We start from the raw sequence: 16,357 nt of genomic DNA, 5'->3' as shown, positions 1-16,357 counted from the left end.
CATGTAAGACCCCTTGAAGACGACGAGGTAGATAGGTTGGAGGTGGAAGCACGGTAACGTGTGGAGCTGACCAATACTAATCGGTCGAGGGCTTATCCAAACAACTATAACGCAGATTTCGTTTCGGATTCAGTTTTCAGGAATCAAGTTCCTGTGTGGATTTACATGGCTAGATCTATTGGAGAGATACCCAAGTGGCTATAAGGGGACCCTCTGCTAAGGGGTTAGACTGCGTAAGCGGTGCGAGGGTTCGAATCCCTCTCTCTCCGCCATTCCAAATCCAATGTATTTCCTTATTAATGTGGCGGCGTAGCTCAGCTGGCTAGAGCGTACGGTTCATACCCGTGAGGTCGGGGGTTCGATCCCCTCTGCCGCTACCATACATACGGAGGCTTAGCTCAGCTGGGAGAGCATCTGCCTTACAAGCAGAGGGTCGGGGGTTCGAACCCCTCAGCCTCCACCATATGTATTTTCTAGGATTACTTTTTTACACTGTGCCGGTGTAGCTCAATTGGTAGAGCAACTGACTTGTAATCAGTAGGTTGGGGGTTCAAGTCCTCTCGCCGGCACCATTTTTACAAAATGCGGAACCGTGGTGTAGTTGGCCTAACATGCCTGCCTGTCACGCAGGAGATCGCGGGTTCGAATCCCGTCGGTTCCGCCATTTTTTATTGCTTCAGGGATGAGAATCCATTTTGGGTTCGTTGGAGCATAAGCTTCGTTAGCAATACATCGCAATCTCGTAGCGAAGCGAAGAGTATCCCGTCGGTTCCGCCATTTTTAATGTTTGTTTTTATGGCTCGGTAGCTCAGTCGGTAGAGCAAAGGACTGAAAATCCTTGTGTCGGGGGTTCGATTCCCTCCCGCGCCACCATATATGGAGGCTTAGCGAAGTGGCCAAACGCATCAGACTGTAAATCTGCTCACGTACGTGTTCGGTGGTTCGAATCCATCAGCCTCCACCAGTTTTATGAGCCATTAGCTCAGTTGGTAGAGCACCTGACTTTTAATCAGGGTGTCGAAGGTTCGAGTCCTTCATGGCTCATTCCAATCAGAAAGTCATCACCTTCGGGTGGTGGCTTTTTTGCTTTTCTTCATTTGCAGAAGTCACCGTTAATGCCTCAGGGAGCGCAAGACGCATATTGCCGAGAAATATGATAGAATAGGCAAAAAGAGCAAAAGTGGTGGAGTATGGTGACAATGGATAGTGAGTTTTTACGTAAAAAATTGGAACAGCTCACCGGAAAGAGAACCGGAATCAAACAGCTTGGGAGGCAGCATTCAGCTTCCCTTTTTGGCATAGGAGTGGAAGAACAGGAACAGCCGGTGTTCCACGAGGGGCATCTGTGGGTGCCTTTGTATGAAAATGATGGACGGATAACGGCAGTCTGGTTGGAGATAGAAGGCTTGTCTTCAATGGAGGTGCATTTAGTCGATTACGCAGCGCGAAATTTCGCCGTTGCCCTCAAAGCGACAGGACTGAAGGAAGAAGGGGAAATTGAGGCTCGTCAACTTAGCACTTGGCTGAATGCGCAATTGGAGCAGGAGAAGAATGATGCGGAAATCCCTGATGAAATAACTTTAAAGGGCCGACTGGTCGGGGAAATGATTCCTTTCCTGCTGGTCAGCGAAAATGTCCATAATCCACAGGTAACGTACCGTTCTCTAATGAAGCTGCTGCGTAGTTATTTTGAGAATGAAATTCTGCTAATCCCCCTGCAGGAGAAAGAATGGTTAATTTTGGCCCGCAAGGAGCTGCTCACCGGGGGGGATGATAAGGAAGATGAGGAAGAGAGTGCTGATGATCTGCTGGCGCAGACCTGCATGGGACTGCATGAACTGATTGCCAGCGAGTGGGTGGGCGTATTCCATCTGGCGGTAGCGCCGGCAATCGTTCCTGTGAAGGGCTTAACAGGCTCGGTGGCTCTGCTGCGGGAAACGATTATTCTGGGCCGGGTTTTCCAGGTGGGAGACTACATTCATTTGCCTTGGGAACTCCATATGGAGCGTCTGGTTAACAGTATACCGGATGATCGCCGCAGACAACTGCTTGCGCAGATCGGGGACTATACTTCAGTGCTGGCGGATAAAGAGATGCTCATGACGCTGGAGACATTTTTTGAGATGGACTGCAATGTCAGTGAGACGGCCAAAAAGCTGTATATTCACCGAAATACGCTGCTGTACAGGCTGGATAAGATCAAACAGGAGACAGGAGCGGACGTTCGGAGCTTCGGAGATGCCGCAATTGTGAAGTTAGCCATGTTATTGTATAAAGTGACGAAAAGAAAATAGGTTTTTTGTGAACGTTACAAATAGCCAGCATGGCATCTCTGGGGTAAGATAAATGTATAAGAAAGCGATTTATTTTTAATCCAATAATTGACTCGAGGGGGAAATACAATGGCAGGCGTACGTTTAGAGCACATTTTCAAAAAATACCCGGGTTCCGATAAAGCGACAGTAATCGATATCAATCTTGATATTAAAGATAAGGAATTCTTGGTACTGGTTGGACCTTCCGGTTGCGGTAAATCCACAACCCTGCGCATGATCGCCGGTCTGGAAGAAATCTCTGAAGGTAAAATGTACATTGGTGACCGTGTAGTCAACGACGTAGCTCCTAAAGACCGCGATATCGCGATGGTATTCCAATCCTACGCCCTGTATCCGCACATGAGCGTATACCAAAACATGGCGTTTGGTTTGAAACTGCGTAAAGTGAAAAAAGAAGAAATCGACAAAAAAGTTCGCGAAGCTGCAAAGATTCTCGACATCGAGCACTTGCTTGACCGCAAGCCTAAAGCATTGTCCGGTGGTCAACGCCAACGTGTCGCTCTGGGCCGCGCTATCGTCCGTGATCCGCAAGTCTTCCTGATGGACGAACCTCTGTCCAACTTGGATGCTAAACTCCGTGGTCAAATGCGCGCTGAAATCACTAAACTGGTTAAACGTCTTGAAACCACTTGTATCTATGTAACACATGACCAGACAGAAGCTATGACGATGGGTGACCGTATCGTAGTTATGTATGATGGTATCATTCAACAAGCCGCTTCTCCTGAAGAGCTATACAATGAGCCAACTAACCTGTTCGTAGCCGGATTTATCGGTTCCCCTACAATGAACTTTATCAATGGTACCCTGACTGAAGTTGGCGGCGCCGTACGCTTCCGCGCAGATAACCTTGATGTTGAAGTTCCAGGCGGCAAAGCAACACTGCTGCGCAACAAAGGCTACATCGGCAAAGAAGTAGTAATGGGACTTCGTCCAGAAGATATTCACGAAGAGCCAGTATTCCTGGAAGCTTCGCCGAACACAATCTTCACTTCAATGGTTGATGTTACTGAAAACCTGGGTCATGAAATGCTCCTCTACTTGAGCGGCGTTGGCAATAGCACTGTAATTGCCCGTGTAGACGGACGTTCTACTACCCGTGAAGGCAGCAAGCCAAAATTGGCTATTGATATGAATAAAATTCACATCTTCGATAAAGAATCCGAACTTAATGTTCTGCTCGGATAAGATCGCAAGATTTGATTGAAGAAAGCCGCCTGAAAAGGCGGCTTTTTTAGTAAAATAAATTAATTGTTTCGGTGTACATACTGGACAAAGAGCGGGTATTAAGATTGCATTCATAGGCGTTATCCATTAAGATAGCAGGAGAATTACCTGCAGCTGGGATGGAAATAGTTGTTAACCAAATGCGGGCAAGCGGATAAACCGCAGGTTACGAAAGGACGGACACACATGGCTAAGAAGGTAAAGGTATCGGAATTGGTACAGCATTTTCAATTAGAGGTTGTTTCCGGACATGAGGGCTTGAAACGGCCGATTACAGTGGATGACCTGAATCGCCCCGGGCTGGAAATGGCCGGTTATTTCGAATATTATCCGGAAGAGCGTGTTCAACTGCTGGGCAAAACCGAGCTGGCTTTTTTCTCCATGCTTCCGGACGGAGAGCGCAAGAGCCGGATTCGCGGGATCTGTAATGATAATACACCGTGTATCGTTATTACGAGAGCATTGGAGGTGCCACAGGAGCTTATTGATATAAGCAACGAAAAAGGGCTGCCTGTGCTGCGCAGCTCGATGGCTACGACGATATTTTCCAGCAGATTGACCAGTTTTCTGGAAGGACGGCTAGCGCCTACAGCGACAATTCACGGCGTTCTTTGTGATGTGTACGGCGTAGGTATGCTGATTACAGGCAGCAGCGGTATCGGTAAAAGTGAAACTGCGCTTGAGCTTGTGAAACGCGGACACCGTTTGATTGCCGATGATGCGGTGGAAATCCGTCAGACCTCGGATAATCAGCTGCATGGTACTGCACCGGAGCTGATCCGCCACCTGCTGGAAATCCGCGGTGTCGGGATCATTAATGTAATGACGCTGTTTGGTGCAGGGGCTATCCGTAATCATAAGCGGATTACGCTGGTGGTAAGACTGGAGGCCTGGCAGCAGGACAAGCAATATGACCGGCTTGGACTGGACGAGGAAACAACGCGGATTATTGATACGGATGTGCCGCTTGTAACGATTCCTGTACGACCTGGACGTAACCTTGCAGTAATTATTGAGGTTGCGGCGATGAACTACCGCTTGAAGCAGATGGGCTTCAACGCAGCTTTGCAGTTTACCAATAAGCTTACTGCTACCATATCTGAAGACATGGATGATTTAGACTAGGAGTGTGAGAACATGTTTTTTTCATTAGCCATTAATCCGATTGTCTTCTCCATCGGGTCATTGCCGGTGCATTGGTATGGCTTAATTCTCGGTGTTGGCGCACTGGCCGGATTATTTCTGGCGATCCAAGAGGGTAAACGCTTCAACATTCCGCAGGAATTCTTCATGGATATGCTGCTGCTTGGCGTACCGTCCGCTATTATTGGCGCGCGGATTTATTTTGTAGCTTTTAAATGGGAAGATTATAAAGATAACTTCATAGATGTATTCAAGATCTGGAACGGCGGGATTGCCATCTATGGCGCTCTAATCGGGGCGATTATTTGCGGGATTATCTATTTCCGTTACAAAGGATATTCGTTCTGGCGGATTGCTGATATTTGCGCACCTGGATTGCTCGCAGGACAGATGATTGGACGCTGGGGGAACTTTGTTAACCAGGAGGCCTACGGCGGCGTTGTCGAGGAATCATTCCTGCGTAACAAGCTACATCTCCCTGATTTCATTGTGAACCAGATGTATATAGGAGATGCCTTTCATCATCCAACTTTCCTGTATGAATCACTCTGGAGCCTCTTGGGCATTCTGCTGCTCATGGTCCTGCGCCGCCAGAAGTTTGTCCGTTCGGGTGAAATATTCCTATCCTATTTCATCTGGTATTCCATCGGCCGATTTTTCATTGAAGCGCTGCGTACAGACAGTCTGGCCTTTAAGGGAAGCGGCGGATTGGCCTCGTTCCTGAACGGATTATGGAGTCCGATGAAATGGCTGGGCTTTGAGCAAGGTTATCTCGATCCGGCTTATGGCAATGTTCGCAGTTCGCAGCTGCTTGCATTGCTACTGATCTTAGCCGCTATTCTGTTGATCGTCATCCGCCGGGTGACCGGTCAATCTAAGGCTCATTATTCCGATCCTATTGTTAGCACTAAAGCTGTGGCTACGGACTCTGTAGTTCCGGAAAGTGCGGCAAATACGCCGCAGGTTGCTCCAAATACTGCCCCTCAGGTTAGACAGCCAGAGCCGGAGAAGACCCAGGATGAAGTACCGAAGGAGTAGCAGAACTAATGATAGAATGTGTGCTGTTTGATCTTGATGGAACAATTGTGAATACCAATGAGCTGATTATCCGCTCGTTCATGCATGCACTGCAGGAGAATAATCTGCCCCCGTTAACCCGGGAGCAGATTATTCCCCATATGGGGACAACGCTCCAGCAGCAGATGATTGCGTTCTCCGGTCTTGAGGATACCAGCGTACTTGAGCAGTCCTACCGCTCCTACAATTATGCGCATCATGATGAGCTGATCGCTTCTTTTCCCCATGTGAATGAGACGATGGAGGAACTGTTGCGTCGCGGGATCAGACTGGGTATTGTGACGACTAAGATCCGCCCGACAACGGTCAGGGCGCTGGAGATGTTCGATCTGCTGAAATATATGGAGACGATTGTAACAGTAAATGATGTAGTTCAGCCGAAGCCTCACCCGGAGCCGGTTCTAACGGCGATCCGTAATTTAGGCGTTGATCCTGATAAAACGTTGATGGTCGGTGACAGTATCGTTGATATTCAATCGGCCAAAGCAGCCGGTGTGCGTGTGGCAGCAGTTGCATGGTCGCTTAAAGGCGAAGAAACACTCCGTAAATATGAGCCGGACTATATCATCCACGATATGATGGATTTGTATGAGATTGTGGAGCAAGGGACGAATAAGCCGTGAGAAAAGTAACCCGTTATCCGGTGGAAGGGCATAACTCGCTCTGGTACATTTACCGTACGGTCAGCCCGTGGAAGGGTGTACGCAATTTTATTTTTATTCAGATTGCCCGTTATTGTCCGATCCTGCCGCTGAAGAACTGGATTTACCGCCGGGTCCTTGGCATGAAGGTTGGGAAGCATACGGCATTTGGACTGATGGCGATGGTCGATGTGTTTTTTCCGGAGAAGATTACGGTCGGTGAAAATTCTGTGATCGGTTACAACACGACGATTCTCGCCCATGAATACCTGATCAAAGAGTATCGGCTTGGCGAAGTAGTTATTGGTGAAAATGTGCTGATCGGCGCCAATACTACGATTCTCCCCGGTGTGACGATAGGAGATGGGGCAGTTGTAGCAGCCGGCTCTGTAGTGCATAAGGATGTGGCGGCCGGTTCCTTTGTCGGGGGCAACCCGCTGCGGGAGCTGCGTCCGTCTTCAGTGGAAAATGAAGGACATATGGAACAATAATGATCAGCATGTGCTTACCCTGCAGTTACATATTGCGCGCATTGGCGCAGGAGCTGCGGGGGTTTTTTTTGAAAACATGGCTTGGGTTCCGGGGCTTCAGGTATTAGGTGAGTTCTCAGTAAGTTTTAAGTATTCAGCAAGGGGAAGGAAGCTATATACTAGATAATAGGCGTGAGCCTGCGTAAGACAATGTCGGCAAATATCAGATTGTATTCCGGCAGCCAAGACAGACTTCCTGATATGTACAGCTTCACCCGATTTCCGCTTAGCGTCTCTATGAACGATCATAGCAGAGAAGAGGAAGCCTACAGTGAATGTTGCCAAACAGGACAGACTGCCCCAGCTTGATATTTACCGCGCCCTGGCGATTCTCGGCGTACTGCATGTACATTCTTCATCGTTTGCGGCTGGAGAGCAGGCACTAGCTTCGCCTTATTATTACTGGCTAAATTGGATCAACATCTTTTTTAAATTCGGTACGCCATCTTTTATTTTTCTCAGCAGCTTCGTGCTCTTCTATAACTATTACAGCCGTCCGGTTACCCGCAGCCTAATTGGAAGCTTCTACAGGCGCAGACTGAAGTATATTTTGCTGCCTTATTTGCTGGCTTCGATAGGCTACTATGGGCTGACCTTGTATGCGAACGGCCAGTTGACGCTGCATCCGGGGGAGAATCTGTCTAGCTTCATGGGGGCTTTATTCTCGGGTTCGGCTTATGCGCATTTGTATTTTGTATATATCAGCATCCAGTTCTACCTGCTGTTTCCGCTGCTGCTGAAGCTGCTGCAAAGCTTCCGTGTCTGGGTAAGGTGGGCATTTCCGCTTGGGCTGGCGCTGCAGTGGGGATTTGTTCTCTGGAATAAATATCAGCTACATTTCATAGAAAAAGGCAGCTTGGCGATTTCCTACTTGGCTTATTATTTGATGGGCGCCTGGATTGCTATTCATTATGAGCAGATCAAGCCTTGGCTGATAAAGCCCTGGAGTGAGCTGTCGGATAAGCACAGACGGTTTACAGTGTTGCTGATTGCAATATGGTTAGCGGCAGCCTTTGCGCATGTTCAGCTCTGGTATAAAGCCCGCCATTTTGGTATTTGGATAGACTCGCTATGGTATGAACTGCTATGGAATGTGCATACGATGTTCTCGGCGCTTGTGCTGCTGTATGCGGCTTTTGTCATCTACCGTAGTGCGCCCCGGAGAATTGTAGTTATTTTAACCCGGCTGGGTGAGCTGTCATTTGCGATTTATCTGGTCCATCCCCTGCTGCTGGCGGTGTATCGCGAATTTCCGGGTATACTCCGGACAGATTCCTTGCTATATGTGTTTTGGATATACGGAGGGCTGCTGGCCGCGCTGGGCGGGAGCTGGATGATCACGCAGTTTGCGTTCCGCCGTTTTCGTCAGTCATGGATTGTTTTCGGCAGCATTCCACGCTCGCTTAGCTCTCCGGTGAAGGGGAAGACCGGCCATACATCCGGGGGAGGCGGCAGACAGGCTCGCGAGGAAAGGCAGGAGCAGGGGGTTTATAAAGGTTAATACAGGCAACGTGAGAATGGAGTATTAGATAGGTTGAACTTAAAAAAACATAAAAAGGGTAGAAGTGCGGAGGGGAAGTTTGGAACTGAAGGAGCGAACGCGTTCGCCTTTGTCTGCGGATTTCATCCGCTAAGAGCGGTAATAATCAAGAAATCTGCAGACGGGCAGCGGCCGGAAGTCCAAACATTGCCCGCAGTTACGACCAGACCCCAATATGAGAACTTGAAGTTGAACTTATATAGATACAAGCACCTCTGCTATGGAGCATAACAGGAGGAATTTGAATGGGACAAAAGGAAAGAATTCCGCAGCTTGATATATTTCGGGCGATTGCGATTTTTGCGGTAATTGCTATTCATGCCACTTCACGCACACTCTCAGAAACACTGGACACCTCGATGTTCCATCCGTTTCTGTTCATTAACAAGTTCAGCCAATTCGCTGTGCCTTCCTTTGTATTTTTGAGCGGCTTTGTGTTGTTCTATAACTATATTGACCGTCCGATGAGCGGAAAAACACTAGGGAAGTTCTACAGCAGAAGGCTGCTCTACATTCTGGTGCCTTATGTTATATTTTCAATACTGTACTTTATCTTGAAGATGACCTCCGGCCATACTTGGGGAATGCCTGCGGATGAGATGGCGCGTAAAATCGCCAAATATCTGCTGACCGGCACGGCGTATACGCACCTCTACTATATCATTATAATTATCCAGTTCTATGTACTGTTCCCTCTTATATTGTGGTGCTTGCAAAAGGTTCGGCGTCTTGCTGCGTGGGCCCCGGTGATCGGGCTTTTGCTGCAATGGGGCTTCGTGGTCCTGAATAAATACATGACGAATCATGGCTATTGGCATTTGACCAAGGGAAGTCTGGCCATTACTTATTTCTCTTATTTCCTGCTCGGGGCGGCGATTGCTGTCTATTACCGCTCTTTGAAAAAGTGGCTGGTTCCTTCCCGCGAAGGCTGGCGTTCCGGTAAAGGGGCCGGGTGGATTGCGCTGTGGCTGTTATGGGCTGCTGCAGGGATTGTTCATGTTGAGCTGTGGTTTAATAGTTATACTAAAAAAGCTGTGATCAACAGTCTGTGGTACGAAGGCTTCTCCAATCTTCATGCGCTGTTCTCCTGTCTTGTTCTGCTGCAGATGTCTTTCCTGCTGTACGGTGCCGGACGCAGCCTGCTGACGAGAATGCTGCTCTCCGTTGGCGCCTGTTCATTCGGCATTTATCTGCTGCATCCGGCAGTGCTTTACTTTTATAGAAAGCTGCCCTTCCACGGGGGCTCCCTCGCGTACACGGCTGCAATTGCCGGCGGGTGGCTGGCAGCTACGCTGGGTTCATGGCTCGTAGTTGCTCTGTTCTTCCGCTATATGAAGCCGGCATGGGTTCTGTTCGGCTCTGCACCGCAGAAGCCGCCGGTGAAAGCATCCATGTAAACGTAGAGAAATCATAACTTAGAATTTATAAAAGCGCCGAACGGCCCGCAAGATGCGGACGGTCGGCGCTTTGTGCTGTAATTGGCTTCGGGTATGCTGGAATGCGGCTTATTCGTCTGCCTGTCCACGCTGAAACTCGGCGATGGCTTGATACTGGTCCTCCAGACTGCGGTATACGGAAATGTATATCGGCAGCAGTTGTTTGTAGACCTTGGTATGCTCCTTGACCGGGTGATGCTGATGGGTAGAGCCGATCATCTGGAACACAATATCCAAGGAGTCCGTCAGTCCGGTTGCATACAGCCCCAGCACAACCGCACCGAGACAGGAGCTTTCGAAGCTCTCCGGGATGACAACCTCCTGGCCGAAAATATCCGCCATCATCTGCCGCCACAGCGCGGAGCGGGCGAAGCCGCCGGTGGCGAGGATTTTGCTGGGCTGTCCGATTTGCTCCTCCATAGCCAGCAGCACAGTGTACATGTTAAAAATGACACCTTCCAGCACTGAACGGATCATATGCTCCTTATGATGATTCATCGTAAGCCCGAAAAAAGAGCCCCGGGCATCGGGATTCCACAGCGGCGCACGTTCTCCGGTCAGATAGGGATGAAACAGCAGCCCGCCGCTTCCTGGCGGCACCTGCTCGGCAATGCGTGTCAGCACCTCATAGGGATCAATGCCGAGGCGCTTGGCAGTCTCTACCTCGGAAGCGGCGAACTCGTCCCGTACCCAGCGGAAGAGCATCCCGCCGTTGTTCACCGGGCCGCCGATAACCCAGTGCTTCTCTGTCAGGGCATAACAGAAGATCCGGCCTTTCGGATCGGTAAGCGGCCGGTCAACCACTGTACGGATGGCTCCACTGGTTCCGATGGTAGCGGCGACAACACCCGGCTGAATGGCGCCAACGCCAAGATTGGAGAGAACACCGTCGCTGGCTCCGACGATAAAGGGGGTTGATGGCAGTACCCTCAGCTTCTCTGTCAGTCCAGGAAGCAGTCCCTGCATAATCTGTGTGGTAGGAACAGGCTTAGAGAGCCGATCCGAAGTAATGCCCGCAATGCGCAGAGCTTCCATATCCCAATCGAGATTCTCCAGATTGAACATGCCTGTGGAAGAGGCAATGGAGTGGTCAATGACATATTCCCCGAACAGCTTGGCAAAAATGTATTCTTTAATGGAAATGAATTTGTGGGTCTGCCGGAAAAGCTCCGGCTGTTCCTCCCTCAGCCACATTAGCTTGGTAATCGGAGACATGGGATGGATTGGCGTTCCTGTCCGCAGGTACAGCTCATGCCCTCCCAGCTCGTCTCGCAGGCGGGCGGCGCAGGCGGCGCTGCGGTTATCTGCCCAGGTAATACATGCGGTAAGAGGGCTGCCAGTTCTGTCAACGGCGATCACACTGTGCATGGCTGAGCTGAACGAAAGAAAGAGCAGAGCTTCCGGGGGGATTGCGCTGTCCTGCATCACTTTTGCAATGGTATGTATCACGGCCTGCAGGATTTGCTCCGGGTCCTGTTCTGCTACGGACGGTGACGGAGTGTGCAGCGGGTACCCCTGGTTCGCTTGAGCAGCGATTTTGCCATTTTTCTCAAAGAGGACGGCCTTCGTGCTTGTGGTTCCAATATCAACGCCGATCATATAGGATGCAGTCAATATCCAGACCTTCTTTCTATTTGGAAAGTTCAAAGGCAATCTTACTCCTATAATCAGGAATTAGTAAAGAGTAAAATGCAAGCGGTTTAGATTTATGCGGGAGCGCTGTACGTTGGCTATGGAGAAAGGTATATTTAATCTTATAGTATATTTTAACCTTGAGATCACTCAAGATAACAATGGTTTGGTTGACGTAAAAGGATAGTCCGTGATACGATATTGCCATTACTTTAATTTGCTACCACTGTACCATAGTAAAGTGTTTGTTCATAATATTGATGATATCTGGCGAGGTGACTAGGTAAAGATGTCCAAACCGAAGGGATTCGAGAAGCCGGCCGGCGTGCGTGACTATCTTCCGCGTGCAGTAGCCAAGCTGCGCAAGATAGAGAATGATGTGCTGCATTGCATGAGCCGATGGGGATACCGGCAGATGATTACACCTACATTGGAATATTACGACACGGTCGGCGTGGCCAGCTCCACATCGGACCAGAAGCTCTATAAATTGCTTAACAACCGCGGTCAGGCACTGGTGCTGCGCTCGGAGATGACGGCGCCGGTGGCGCGTGTGGTTTCTTCTCTGCTAAAAGATGAGCCGCTGCCGCTACGCCTGTCCTATCACGCCAACGTATTCCGGGCGATTGAAGAGGAAGCGGGACGGGAAGCAGAATTCTTCCAGACTGGGGTCGAGCTTGTTGGTGACGATTCACCGGAGGCGGATGCCGAGGTTGTAGCGCTGGCAATTTCTTCGCTGCAGGCCGCAGGTGTGAAGTCTTTCAAAATCGCGATGGGTCATGTCGGCTTCCTCGACGGGCTGTTTCAAGAGGCGGTAGCTGGTCTTCCTGAAGCACAGGAGGAGCTTAAGAGCCATCTGCTGAACCGGGATTATGTGGCTTTCCGCGAGACACTGCGGCGGCTTGAGCTGTCCGAGGCGCAGAAGAATGAGTTGGACGGGCTGCTGCGCCTGCGGGGCGGCAAGGAAATCTGCGGTCAGGCGCTGGAGCTCAGCAGCCATCCGCTTGCACGTGCCTCCATTGAGCATCTATGCAAGGTGTGGGAGGTGCTGGTGTCGTATGGGGTCTCCCGGCATGTGCTGATTGATCTGACGATGATCGGTGACTTCTCGTATTATACGGGCATGACTTTTGAAGGCTATGCTTCGGAGCTTGGGTTCCCGGTATGCAGCGGAGGGCGGTACGATAATCTGCTTCAGCAGTTCGGGCGGGCTGTTCCTTCTACGGGCTTCTCTTTGAAGACAAACCGCATTCTGGACGGCGTATCCGGTGTGCCGGAAGCGGAAGAGCTGCCGATTCTTATCCAGTATGATGCCGGGCGGCGTACAGAAGGTCTTGAAGAGGCTTCGCGTCTGCGGGCCGAAGGTCATGTTGTTGTGACCCGGCTGGCAGCGGAGCCTGGTGATTTTAAGCCTGTGGAACGGCTTGGCGCGGATAAGTGTGAAGCGGATGGCGTTCAGTATGCGGAAGTTTATACGCTAGTATCTGGTTCAACTGATATAAGCAAGGACGGAACAGAGAGCGGGGGGCAATGACTATGGCGCAGATACTGAAGGTGGCCATGCCGAAAGGGCGGATCTACAATAAGGCGGCGGAGCTGTTCCGTCAGGCTGGCCTGCCGATTCCGCCGGACGGCGAAGAGTCGCGGAAGCTGGTGGTCTCGCTGCCGGAAGCGGGAATGGAATTTATTCTGGCGAAGCCGGTCGATGTGCCTACCTATGTGGAGTATGGCGTGGCGGATATCGGAATCGTCGGCAAGGATGTGCTGCTGGAAGAGAATCGTGATGTCTACGAGCTGCTGGATCTGGGGATTGCGCGCTGCCGGATGTCGATTATCGGCCTGCCGAACTGGCAGCCGGGTATTCAGCAGCGGGTGGCGACGAAATATCCGAATGTGGCCTCGCGGTATTTCCGCGAACAGGGTCAGCAGGTGGAGGTTGTGAAGCTGAACGGCTCCATCGAGCTTGCACCGCTGATCGGCCTTGCTGACCGGATCGTGGATATGGTGGAGACCGGGCAGACGCTCAAGGACAACGGGCTGGTGGAGATGAAGAGCATCTTTGAGATCACAAGCCGCCTTGTGGCGAACCGTGTGAGCTACCGGATGAAGAATGAGGAGATTCAAGAGCTGTGTGACCGCCTGCAGGCGGTTATTACGGAACCGGGAATTAAACGCTAAGGATGGAAAAGGGGGAAGCAGCGGTGAAGGTGCAATCTAGCAAGGAGTTTAAGCTGCAGCGGGAAGTGGAGTACGGAACGCCGGAGCAGAATAAGGCCGTGAAGGAAATTGTGGCCGATATCAAAAAAGAAGGCGACGCGGCGCTTCTCCGCTATACCGAGCGTTTCGACGGCACTTCGCTTACGGCAGCGCAGCTGCGGGTGACGGAGGAAGAGCTTCAGGCCGCCTACGACCGGGTAGAGGAGTCCTTCGTTACGGCGATCCGTGCCGCCGCGGCCAATATCCGGGCCTTCCATGCCCGGCAGAAACGCAATTCCTGGATGGATCTGCAGCCGGACGGCACGATCCTCGGCCAGATCATCCGCCCACTGAAGCGCGTGGGCGTCTATGTTCCCGGCGGCAAGGCGGCATATCCGTCCTCGGTGCTGATGAACGTTATTCCGGCCCAGATCGCCGGTGTCCCGGAGATCGTGATGGTCACTCCGCCGTCGACTGGCGGCACGGAGGGCATCGATCCTTACATTCTCGTTGCCGCCGCCGAAGCCGGCGTAAACGAGATTTACCGCGTGGGCGGCGCGCAGGCGATCGCCGCACTGGCCTTCGGCACGGCGACCATCGCGCCGGTCGATAAGATCTGCGGGCCAGGGAACATCTACGTGGCCCTGGCTAAGCGCGAGGTCTACGGCGCTGTCGATATCGACAGCATCGCCGGACCGAGCGAGATCGTCGTGCTCGCCGACGATACCGCCGAGGCCGCCAGCGTCGCGGCCGACCTGCTCTCGCAGGCCGAGCACGACGAGATGGCCTCGGCCATCCTGGTCACGCCATCGCAGCGCCTCGCGGAGGCTGTTGCTGCCGAAGTGGAGCGGCAGCTTAAGGAGCTTCCGCGCGAGGCTATCGCGCGCGCGTCCGTGGACAACTACGGCGCGATCATCGTTGTGGAGTCGCTGGAGGAAGGGGTCTCCGTTGTGAACCGGCTGGCGCCGGAGCATCTGGAGATTGTGACAGCGGACCCGATGGGCCTGCTCGGCAGCATCGAGAATGCCGGAGCGATCTTCCTGGGGCCGTACAGCTCGGAGCCGGTCGGCGATTATTTTGCCGGGCCGAATCATATTATTCCAACCAACGGCACAGCACGTTTCTCGTCGCCGGTGGATGTGGATGATTTCATCAAGAAATCAAGCCTGATCTATTACAGCAAGGAAGCGCTGCTGAAGGATGGACCGACGATTATCGAGCTGGCCCGCCGTGAAGGGCTTGAGGGTCATGCCCGGGCGATAGAGATCAGACTAGAGAACGAAGCGAAGGGTGGAGACGGGAATGGAAAATAACAATGAGGCTCAGGCAGTCCGTCAAGCCGGACTCAGCCGCAAAACCAACGAGACGGACATTAAGCTCTCCCTGGCCGTGGATGGCAGCGGGATTTCGGAGCTGGAGACGGATGTGCCGTTTCTGAATCATATGCTGGATTTATTCACGAAGCACGGCCAGTTTGATTTGTCCGTGCAGGCTCGGGGTGACATCGACATTGACGACCACCATACGGTGGAGGATATCGGGATCTGTCTCGGACAGGCACTGCGTGAAGCGCTCGGCGACAAAAAAGGCATCAAACGCTACGCCAATGTCTTCATTCCAATGGACGAGGCGCTGGCTCAGGTTGTGATTGACATCAGCAACCGTCCGCATTTTGAATACCGGGCTACGTATCCATCGCAGCAGGTTGGAAGCTTTTCAACGGAGCTGGTGCATGAATTTCTCTGGAAGTTTGCGCTCGAAGCCCGGATTACGCTGCATGTGATCGTACATTATGGTTCGAATACGCACCACATGATTGAAGCGATATTCAAGGCCCTGGGACGGGCGCTGGACGAAGCAACTCTGATTGACCCGCGCGTAAAGGGTGTGCCTTCCACGAAGGGAGTGCTGTAGGATGACCGTTGCAATCGTCGATTACGGCATGGGCAATCTGCATAGTGTCAGCAAGGCGGTGGAACGACTTGGTTATAAGAGTCTTGTGACGGGTGATGCCGGGGAGATTCTGTCGGCCGATAGCGTCATTTTGCCGGGAGTCGGTGCGTTTGGCGATGCAATGGAGCATCTGCGGAGCAGTGGGCTGGATGCTGTAGTCAAAAAAGCCGCCGCCTCAGGCCAACCGCTGCTGGGCATATGCCTCGGGATGCAACTGCTGTTCAGCAGCAGTGAAGAGTACGGCACCCACGAGGGCTTGAATCTTCTTCCCGGCTCGGTCGTGCGCTTTGAACCCCGCGAGGGCTACAAGGTGCCGCATATGGGCTGGAACAGGCTGGAATTCCTCCAGCCGCAGAGTCCGCTGTTTGCCGGGCTTGAAGAGGGGCATGTCTATTTCGTCCATTCCTTCCATGCCACTGTGGCAAAAGAGAGCGATCTGCTGGCTGTCACGGATTATGGGCATCCGGTAACGTCGATTGTTGGCCGGGATCAGGTATTCGGCATGCAGTTTCACCCGGAGAAAAGCGGGGAGCTGGGAATCAAACTGCTGGGCAATTTTTTGAAAATATAAGAAAGTAACGGCGCAGCCGTTTCTACTTGAGCTGACGGGAGAGCGGGCGTAAGCCCGCTATCACTATATTGTAAC

The 16,357-nt window shown here is 51.7% G+C and carries 14 protein-coding genes, 8 tRNA genes and 1 rRNA gene; 22 read left to right on the top strand and 1 reads right to left on the bottom strand.

Annotated features, from left to right (window positions below):
- The 17 genes from AC0LWN_RS31505 to AC0LWN_RS31425 form a co-directional block, all read left to right on the top strand.
- Positions 1–100: ribosomal RNA gene (locus AC0LWN_RS31505) — 23S ribosomal RNA — on the top strand; the annotation flags it as partial.
- A gap of 80 nt (positions 101–180) precedes the next feature.
- Positions 181–272, top strand: a tRNA-Ser gene (locus AC0LWN_RS31500).
- 31 nt (positions 273–303) lie between these two features.
- Positions 304–380 (top strand) — tRNA-Met (locus AC0LWN_RS31495).
- Positions 381–387: 7 nt separating this feature from the next.
- Positions 388–463, top strand: a tRNA-Val gene (locus tag AC0LWN_RS31490).
- A 33-nt stretch (positions 464–496) separates the two neighbouring features.
- A tRNA-Thr gene (locus tag AC0LWN_RS31485) sits at positions 497–572 on the top strand.
- 14 nt (positions 573–586) lie between these two features.
- Positions 587–664 (top strand) — tRNA-Asp (locus AC0LWN_RS31480).
- A gap of 133 nt (positions 665–797) precedes the next feature.
- Positions 798–873, top strand: a tRNA-Phe gene (locus AC0LWN_RS31475).
- Positions 874–878: 5 nt separating this feature from the next.
- Positions 879–964 (top strand) — tRNA-Tyr (locus AC0LWN_RS31470).
- A gap of 7 nt (positions 965–971) precedes the next feature.
- Positions 972–1,044, top strand: a tRNA-Lys gene (locus tag AC0LWN_RS31465).
- Between the two features lie 155 nt (positions 1,045–1,199).
- Positions 1,200–2,294, top strand: a complete 1,095-nt coding sequence (locus AC0LWN_RS31460) for a PucR family transcriptional regulator (RefSeq protein ID WP_474672356.1) — start codon at positions 1,200–1,202, stop codon at positions 2,292–2,294.
- Positions 2,295–2,402: 108 nt separating this feature from the next.
- Positions 2,403–3,524, top strand: a complete 1,122-nt coding sequence (locus AC0LWN_RS31455) for an ABC transporter ATP-binding protein (RefSeq protein WP_474672355.1) — start codon at positions 2,403–2,405, stop codon at positions 3,522–3,524.
- A gap of 225 nt (positions 3,525–3,749) precedes the next feature.
- Complete coding sequence (gene hprK, locus AC0LWN_RS31450) at positions 3,750–4,688, top strand: HPr(Ser) kinase/phosphatase (RefSeq protein WP_028531056.1); 939 nt, start codon at positions 3,750–3,752, stop codon at positions 4,686–4,688.
- 12 nt (positions 4,689–4,700) lie between these two features.
- Complete coding sequence (lgt, locus tag AC0LWN_RS31445) at positions 4,701–5,744, top strand: prolipoprotein diacylglyceryl transferase (protein WP_474672350.1); 1,044 nt, start codon at positions 4,701–4,703, stop codon at positions 5,742–5,744.
- A gap of 8 nt (positions 5,745–5,752) precedes the next feature.
- Positions 5,753–6,406 carry a pyrophosphatase PpaX gene (gene ppaX, locus AC0LWN_RS31440; protein ID WP_474672348.1) on the top strand — a complete coding sequence of 218 codons (654 nt, stop codon included), beginning with the start codon at positions 5,753–5,755 and terminating at the stop codon, positions 6,404–6,406.
- Positions 6,403–6,915 carry an acyltransferase gene (locus tag AC0LWN_RS31435; protein ID WP_474672346.1) on the top strand — a complete coding sequence of 171 codons (513 nt, stop codon included), beginning with the start codon at positions 6,403–6,405 and terminating at the stop codon, positions 6,913–6,915. The genes ppaX and AC0LWN_RS31435 overlap by 4 nt, the downstream gene beginning before the upstream one ends.
- A 310-nt stretch (positions 6,916–7,225) precedes the next feature.
- The gene (locus tag AC0LWN_RS31430) at positions 7,226–8,455 is read left to right on the top strand and encodes an acyltransferase (RefSeq protein WP_474672344.1); all 1,230 of its coding nucleotides are present in this window, start codon (positions 7,226–7,228) and stop codon (positions 8,453–8,455) included.
- 284 nt (positions 8,456–8,739) lie between these two features.
- A complete protein-coding gene (locus AC0LWN_RS31425; protein ID WP_474672342.1) occupies positions 8,740–9,891 on the top strand; it encodes an acyltransferase in 1,152 nt (383 codons plus the stop codon).
- 108 nt (positions 9,892–9,999) lie between these two features.
- Here the strand turns inward: AC0LWN_RS31425 and gntK are convergent, their stop codons facing one another.
- Positions 10,000–11,529: a gluconokinase gene (gene gntK, locus AC0LWN_RS31420; RefSeq protein WP_474672362.1), complete on the bottom strand. Its 1,530-nt coding sequence runs from the start codon at positions 11,527–11,529 to the stop codon at positions 10,000–10,002.
- A gap of 322 nt (positions 11,530–11,851) precedes the next feature.
- Here gntK and AC0LWN_RS31415 point away from each other — a divergent pair, with 322 nt between their 5' ends.
- The 5 genes from AC0LWN_RS31415 to hisH are packed head-to-tail and all read left to right on the top strand — an operon-like array spanning position 11,852 to position 16,282.
- Positions 11,852–13,096 (top strand): ATP phosphoribosyltransferase regulatory subunit, encoded by a 1,245-nt coding sequence (locus AC0LWN_RS31415; RefSeq protein WP_474672340.1) that lies wholly within the window; start codon positions 11,852–11,854, stop codon positions 13,094–13,096.
- A gap of 2 nt (positions 13,097–13,098) precedes the next feature.
- Complete coding sequence (gene hisG, locus AC0LWN_RS31410) at positions 13,099–13,740, top strand: ATP phosphoribosyltransferase (protein ID WP_474672338.1); 642 nt, start codon at positions 13,099–13,101, stop codon at positions 13,738–13,740.
- Between the two features lie 23 nt (positions 13,741–13,763).
- Positions 13,764–15,071, top strand: coding sequence for a histidinol dehydrogenase (hisD, locus tag AC0LWN_RS31405; protein WP_474672336.1), 1,308 nt, complete (start codon positions 13,764–13,766; stop codon positions 15,069–15,071).
- Positions 15,061–15,672: an imidazoleglycerol-phosphate dehydratase HisB gene (gene hisB / locus AC0LWN_RS31400; RefSeq protein WP_474672333.1), complete on the top strand. Its 612-nt coding sequence runs from the start codon at positions 15,061–15,063 to the stop codon at positions 15,670–15,672. The genes hisD and hisB overlap by 11 nt, the downstream gene beginning before the upstream one ends.
- 1 nt (position 15,673) lies before the next feature.
- Entirely contained in the window at positions 15,674–16,282 is a 609-nt protein-coding gene (hisH, locus tag AC0LWN_RS31395) for an imidazole glycerol phosphate synthase subunit HisH (protein ID WP_474672331.1), read from the top strand.
- Positions 16,283–16,357 lie beyond the last annotated feature (75 nt).

The sequence above is a fragment of the Paenibacillus sp. sgz302115 genome (genome assembly GCF_056120445.1).
Note: the sequence above shows the minus strand (reverse complement) of the source record. Positions and strands in the feature narration are given on the sequence as shown.